This is a genomic window from Erwinia sp. INIA01 (assembly GCF_025947915.1).
GTDB lineage: Bacteria > Pseudomonadota > Gammaproteobacteria > Enterobacterales > Enterobacteriaceae > Erwinia > Erwinia coffeiphila.
In genome coordinates, this window is the sequence record NZ_JAPDNC010000030.1 from 1 (window position 1) to 6,358 (window position 6,358).

Sequence of the window (6,358 nt, forward strand, 5' to 3'; positions counted from 1 at the left end):
GAACTCAGAAGTGAAACGCCGTAGCGCCGATGGTAGTGTGGGGTCTCCCCATGCGAGAGTAGGGAACTGCCAGGCATCAAATAAAGCAAAAGGCCCAGTCGAAAGACTGGGCCTTTTGCTTTATTTGTTATTTGTCGGTGAGCGCTTTTCAAAGTAGGACAATTTCGTCGGGAACGAATTTGCACAGCGCGAAGTTCTGCCTGGGGGCCGGGCAGGGAGCGCGGCATACAACTACCGGGCCATCAAATAGAGACGAAGCCCTCTGCGAAAGCAAAAATTGAACTGTTGAATCTGAATTGTGATGACCTGAGTCTGCTGAAGCAGCCGCTCTTACTGCATACCCAATATAATAAAAGGACCACCCAACCGGGTGGCCCTTTTATTATGGCGATGATTCTATTTCTTAAAAGGCTATTGAAACTATCCCTTAAGTCATCATGGCGTTATACGTGCTAATTTAGAACGGCCCTAAAATAGACTAAAATAATAAAATCAGTGGATTACCTGTGAAAGGAATGCACGGGTTCTCTCAGATTTAGGATTAGAGAAAAACTCTTGTGGCGGTGCCTGTTCGACGATCTCACCGCGATCCATAAAGATCACCCGATCCGCAACGGTGCGAGCAAAGCCCATTTCATGGGTAACACACAGCATTGTCATCCCGTCTTCAGCCAGACCAATCATCGTGTCCAGCACCTCTTTCACCATTTCTGGGTCCAGTGCGGAAGTTGGTTCATCAAACAGCATGATCTTCGGCTTCATACACAGTGATCGCGCAATCGCTACGCGTTGCTGCTGACCACCCGACAGCTGACCGGGAAATTTATGCGCATGTTCAGCAATACGAACACGTTCCAGATAATGCATGGCCAGCTCTTCCGCCTCTTTCTTCGGTGTTTTACGAACCCAGATCGGTGCAAGCGTGCAGTTCTGCAGCACGCTAAGATGAGGGAATAAATTAAAATGCTAGAAAACCATGCCAACTTCAGTCCGAACACGCTCAATATTGCGGAGATCGTCGTTAAGCAGAGTTCCATCAACCACAATACGCCCCTGCTGATGTTCCTCCAGATGGTTGATACAGCGGATCGTGGTGGATTTACCGGATCCCGAAGGACCGCACAGAACGATTCGCTCGCGTGGTTTGACTGCCAGATTAATATTCTTCAGCACGTGGAACTGCCCGTACCATTTATTAACATTTTCGAGCGTAATCATCATCGCATCGTCAGAAGGGGTAATAATTTGAGTCATTTAATTAACCTCAGTGCGGCGTACGCCCGGTGTGAAAGCGCTTTTCCAGATGCTGGCTGTAGCGCGACATGCTAAAACAGAAAATCCAGTAGACCAGTGCAGCAAAAACGTACCCTTCGGTCGACATACCCAACCAGGTGGGGTCGACGGTCGCCTGCTGCACGCTACTAAACAGATCGAATAATCCGATGATGATCACCAGACTGGTATCTTTGAACAGGGCAATAATGGTATTTACCAGCCCCGGAATCACCAGTTTCAACGCCTGAGGCAGGATAACCAGCCCCTGCGTTTTCCAGTATCCCAGCCCCAGCGATTCTGCGGCTTCGTACTGACCCTTTGGCAGCGCCTGCAGGCCACCGCGAACCACTTCCGCCACATAGGCCGACTGAAACAGGATCACCCCAACCAGGGCACGGATAAGCTTATCAATGGTGCTGCCTTCCGCCATAAACAGCGGCAACATAACTGAGGACATAAACAGCACGGTGATGAGAGGAACTCCCCGCCAGAACTCAATAAACAGGATGCACAGCGTACGGACAACCGGCATGGTTGAGCGACGACCCAATGCCAGCAGGACCCCCAGCGGTAGCGCCCCGGCAATCCCCACTGACGCAATAATCAACGTCAGCGTCAATCCTCCCCACTGGCGAGTTTCAACCCGATCCAGGCCGAAATAGCCACCATACATCAGCAGCCAGACGACTATCGGATAGGCAATTGCCCAGGCGGCAATATAGCGGCCTCTGCGCGGTAATCTGCTGACGAACATAGGCACGATCGATATCAGCCCGATAATCAGGGCCAGATTGATGCGCCAGCGCAGTTCATGCGGATACAGGCCATACATAAACTGGCCGAAGCGCGCATGGATAAATATCCAACACGCCCCTTCCTTAGTACAGTCTGCCCGGGTGGTGCCAAACCAGTTAGCCTGGAAGACCAGCCAGTTCAGGGCCGGTGGGATAACCGACCACATCACCCACAGACAAAACAGAGTCAGCAGCGAATTACTCCAGCTGGAAAACAGATTCTTCCTGGCCCAGGTCACCGCACGCGCAAGCGCGTTGTGAGCAGCGGGCGACGTTTCATGAGTGGCAACAGTCATAATTATCCGTTCTCTTAGCGCTCAATGAGGGCGATCTTGCGGTTATAAATATTCATGAGCAGCGATATCGACAGGCTGATAATGAGGTAAACCCCCATCGTAATGGCGATCGTTTCGATGGCCTGGCCTGTCTGATTCAGTACCGTTCCGGCAAACAGCGACACCATATCCGGGTAGCCAATCGCCGCAGCCAGAGAAGAGTTCTTCACGATATTGAGGTACTGACTGGTCAACGGCGGAACGATGACCCGCATGGCCTGCGGAATAATTACCTGACGCAGTGTGACCGGGTTTGGCAGGCCCAGCGAACGTGCAGCTTCGTGCTGTCCATGGGGTACCGACTGAATACCCGAGCGGATAACTTCTGCGATAAAGGAAGAGGTGTAAATTGACAGTGCCAGCGTTAACGCCGCCAGTTCCGGTATCAGCACAAAACCACCGCGGAAGTTGAAGCCGCGCAGCTCAGGGACATCCCAGTGCATTGGACGGCCTGCAAACAGCGATGTCACAAGCGGAAACAGGATCAGCATAGCGATAGCGGCAGGCCAGGTACGGCGCAGTTGGCCGGTCTTCAGCTGATGCATTCTGTTGTAGCGGAAGAGAGCGACGGTGACCACGGCAGCCAGCAAAATCGCGATCAGGAACGGCCAGGTTCCCGGCGCATACTCAGGCCAGGGAATGTACAGTCCGCGATTGCTGACAAACGCGAGGTCGAAGGCGCTAAGTGCCTGGCGAGGGCCGGGTAAATTACGTAATACGGCAAAGTACCAGAAGAAAATCTGTAACAGCGGCGGTATATTGCGGAACGTCTCAATATAGATATTAGAGATTTTACGCAACAGCCAGTTGTCAGATAACCGCGCCAGTCCAATAAAGAAGCCGAGAAACGAGGCAAACACAATACAGAGTGCGGAAACCAGCAGCGTATTGGTCAGGCCGACCAGAAAAACGCGAGCATAGGTATCGCCTTCACTGTAATCAATCAGATGCTGAACAATACCAAAGCCTGCACTGCGTTCCAGGAAGCCAAAACCGGAGGTAATTCCCCGGCTTGCAAGGTTGATGATGGTGTTATGGATCAGGTAGCCAGCAACGATAAGTACCGCGGCGATCGCAGCGATCTGATAAAACCATGCGCGAACCGCAGGATTACTGAATGAAAAATCCCTTTTTACGGTTGGGCGTTGAGACATGTTGAAACCTCAGTAACGAAAATTCTGATGTGGGCACCGCTGGAGCGGTGCCCGGTATTCGGAGGAATTAACGTACTGGCGGTGCGTACTGAATGCCGCCATTGTTCCATAGCGCATTCTGACCACGGGCAATTTTCAGCTGGCTGTCTTTACCGACGTTACGGTCAAAGACTTCCTGATAGTTACCGACCTGCTTAACGATGTTGTAAGCCCATTTGTTGTCGAGTTTCAGATCTTTACCAAAATCACCTTCGGCACCCAGCAGGTGAGCCATATCAGGCGTCGTAGGCTTCGCAGCCATCTGGTCAACATTTTTAGAGGTGATACCCATCTCTTCGGCATTCAGCATGGCGAACAGTGACCATTTCACAATCGTGAACCAGTCATCATCGCCGCGGCGTACCACTGGTCCCAGAGGCTCTTTCGAGATGACTTCCGGAAGAACGATAAATTCATCAGGCTTGCCCAGCTTGATACGCAGGGCATACAGCTGGGACTGGTCGGAGGCCAGTGTATCGCAGCGGCCGGTATCCAGCGCCTTAGCGGATTCGTCTGAACGGTCAAAGGTGACCGGCGTGTACTGCATTTTGTTCGCTTTAAAGTAATCCGCCACGTTCAGCTCGGTATCGGTACCGGCCTGAATACAAACCGTTGCGCCATCCAGCTCTTTTGCGCTTTTCAGGCCTGCTTTCTGGTGGGTCAGGAAGCCGATGCCGTCGTAATAGTTAACGCCGGCGAAAATAAAGCCCATACCACCGTCGCGCGCAGAGGTCCAGGTGGTATTACGCGACAGAATATCAACCTCACCGGATTGCAGTGCGGTAAAACGCTCTTTCGCAGTCAGCGGGGTATATTTCACTTTTTCCGCATCACCAAACACCGCTGCGGCTGCAGCACGACATACATCCACATCAATACCGGTAAACTTGCCGCTGGCATCCGCATAGGAGAAGCCCGGCAAACCATCACTGATACCACATTGAATGAAGCCTTTCTTTTTAATGGCATCCAGAGTGGTACCCGCGTGGGCCTGATTGGCAACGGCAAACAGTGTTGCAGCGGCAATCAACGTGGAGAGCATCATTTTTTTCATAAAGCATCCTGTGTGGCGGGATCATATTGTTATGTTTTAACGCACGCTTTGGTGCGCTTGCCTGTCTGGCTATTCACTGCTTTGCAAACACGGTGCCAGGTTTGCATTGCGCTGAATTCCTTGGAAAGCTTTACTAATAATCAGAAGGGAATTGAAAGTTTTATTAATATCGCGCACTGGGGCGGGGCAAAAATAGATGGCTTGGTCACAGATGGTGCAAACAGTTTCACTATATGGAAACGCTGTGAGAAAGGTAACAATTTTGTAAGGGTTTTGTAGGGAAATAGATAAAAGCCAGCGAGGATACGCTGGCTTTCAGAATTCAGAGAGGGCTATTAGTAGAGAGAAGTCGCCCCTGCCGGGCGAGTTTTAAAGCGGCGATGCAGCCACATATACTGGTTTGGCGCGCGCATGATCTCGCGCTCAATCACGCGGTTCATATAGGCTGCTGCCTGCTGCTCGTCATCGATCGGATAATCTTTCAGTTCTGGCTGAATGACCAGTTCATAGCCGCTGCCATCCTCTTTGCGGATCAGCACGACGGTCACCATCGCCGGTTTTGCCATACGGGCCAGCATCCATGTACCGCTGGTGGTGGCGGCCTGGGGGACGGCGAACAGCGGCGCGAACACGCTGCCTTTCGGACCGTAATCCTGGTCTGGAGCAAACCAAACGGCTTCACCCTGTTTTAGGGCCTGGACCATGCCACGTAAATCACGGCGGTTGATCATCGCCTTGTTAGAGCGCATACGTCCTTTGGTCTGAACCCATTCCATCAGCTTGTTATTGTGCGGGCGGTACATGGCCATCATCGGCTGGCAGAGGCCCATCGCCCGGCCACCCAGCTCAAGCGACATGAAGTGCACGCCAATCACTAAGGCGCCACGGCCCTCGCTCTGCGCGGCCTGAAGATTATGCAGGCCATTAACATTGAACCAGCGCTTAACGCGACGATCTGACCAAAACCATGCCATTCCAGTTTCAATCAACCCCATCCCAAGGGATTCAAAGTTTCCGACGATGCGGTGCTCCAACTGCTCCCGATCCATATCCGGGAAACAGAGTTCCAGGTTACGGCGGGCAATCGAGACGCGGCGCTTCATAAAGCGCATTGAAGTGCGCCCCATCCAGCTGCCAAGTCGGTGTAATAACGGATAGGGCAGCTGTACCAGCAAAAACAGTACGCTGACGCCAAACCAGGTAAGCCAGTAACGCGGGTGCAGATAGCCCCTCTGGAACTTAGGTGAATGCTTCATAATTACTCGTATAGCGTTAAGGGATGGTGAATCTGTATTGCATGAATGAAACGGCTTAGCTGCGGTACAGTAACTCAGACACCCGATCAGGACGATGGTTTAACCGGGTTCCGCTACCGGCAAAAACTTTACATTCGTGGGGCGTTACGCACTGCGGTCAGAAAGGTGAGGGCGGCGGGCCTGCGAAGGCATTTCCATTGGCGCTGAGTGTACACAGGTTACAGGCCATCCAGGAAGGGGGTAAGCCGAATAATCTGAGAAGATTTTCAAGAGCGAAAACCGTCAAGTCAGAGTCATTGAATTATCGACATAAAATGCACTATCAGATTGACTCAATTTCTTCTGCCTAACGGAGCGTTTAAGCAATTTATCAGGTGACTAGTCCTGATTTAGGTTGACAACGTTCTGCCTGTAAAACGCCCGATGAACCTCATCGGGCGTTTTGTATTTC

The 6,358-nt window shown here is 51.8% G+C and carries 4 protein-coding genes, 1 rRNA gene and 1 pseudogene; 1 reads left to right on the forward strand and 5 read right to left on the reverse strand.

Annotated features, from left to right (window positions below; genetic code table 11):
- Nucleotides 1–75: ribosomal RNA gene (gene rrf / locus OMR58_RS26120) — 5S ribosomal RNA — on the forward strand; the annotation flags it as partial.
- A gap of 417 nt (nt 76–492) precedes the next feature.
- Here the strand turns inward: rrf and OMR58_RS25750 are convergent.
- From OMR58_RS25750 to lpxP, 5 genes and pseudogenes are all read right to left on the reverse strand, one after another.
- Nucleotides 493–1,254: pseudogene (locus OMR58_RS25750) on the reverse strand (amino acid ABC transporter ATP-binding protein).
- 10 nt (nt 1,255–1,264) lie between these two features.
- Nucleotides 1,265–2,365 carry an amino acid ABC transporter permease gene (locus OMR58_RS25755; RefSeq protein WP_105592871.1) on the reverse strand — a complete coding sequence of 367 codons (1,101 nt, stop codon included), beginning with the start codon at nt 2,363–2,365 and terminating at the stop codon, nt 1,265–1,267.
- A gap of 14 nt (nt 2,366–2,379) precedes the next feature.
- Nucleotides 2,380–3,558: an amino acid ABC transporter permease gene (locus OMR58_RS25760; RefSeq protein WP_105592872.1), complete on the reverse strand. Its 1,179-nt coding sequence runs from the start codon at nt 3,556–3,558 to the stop codon at nt 2,380–2,382.
- A 67-nt stretch (nt 3,559–3,625) separates the two neighbouring features.
- Nucleotides 3,626–4,651 (reverse strand): amino acid ABC transporter substrate-binding protein, encoded by a 1,026-nt coding sequence (locus tag OMR58_RS25765; protein WP_105592873.1) that lies wholly within the window; start codon nt 4,649–4,651, stop codon nt 3,626–3,628.
- A gap of 335 nt (nt 4,652–4,986) precedes the next feature.
- Complete coding sequence (gene lpxP, locus OMR58_RS25770) at nt 4,987–5,907, reverse strand: kdo(2)-lipid IV(A) palmitoleoyltransferase (RefSeq protein ID WP_105592874.1); 921 nt, start codon at nt 5,905–5,907, stop codon at nt 4,987–4,989.
- Between the last annotated feature and the right edge of the window lie 451 nt (nt 5,908–6,358).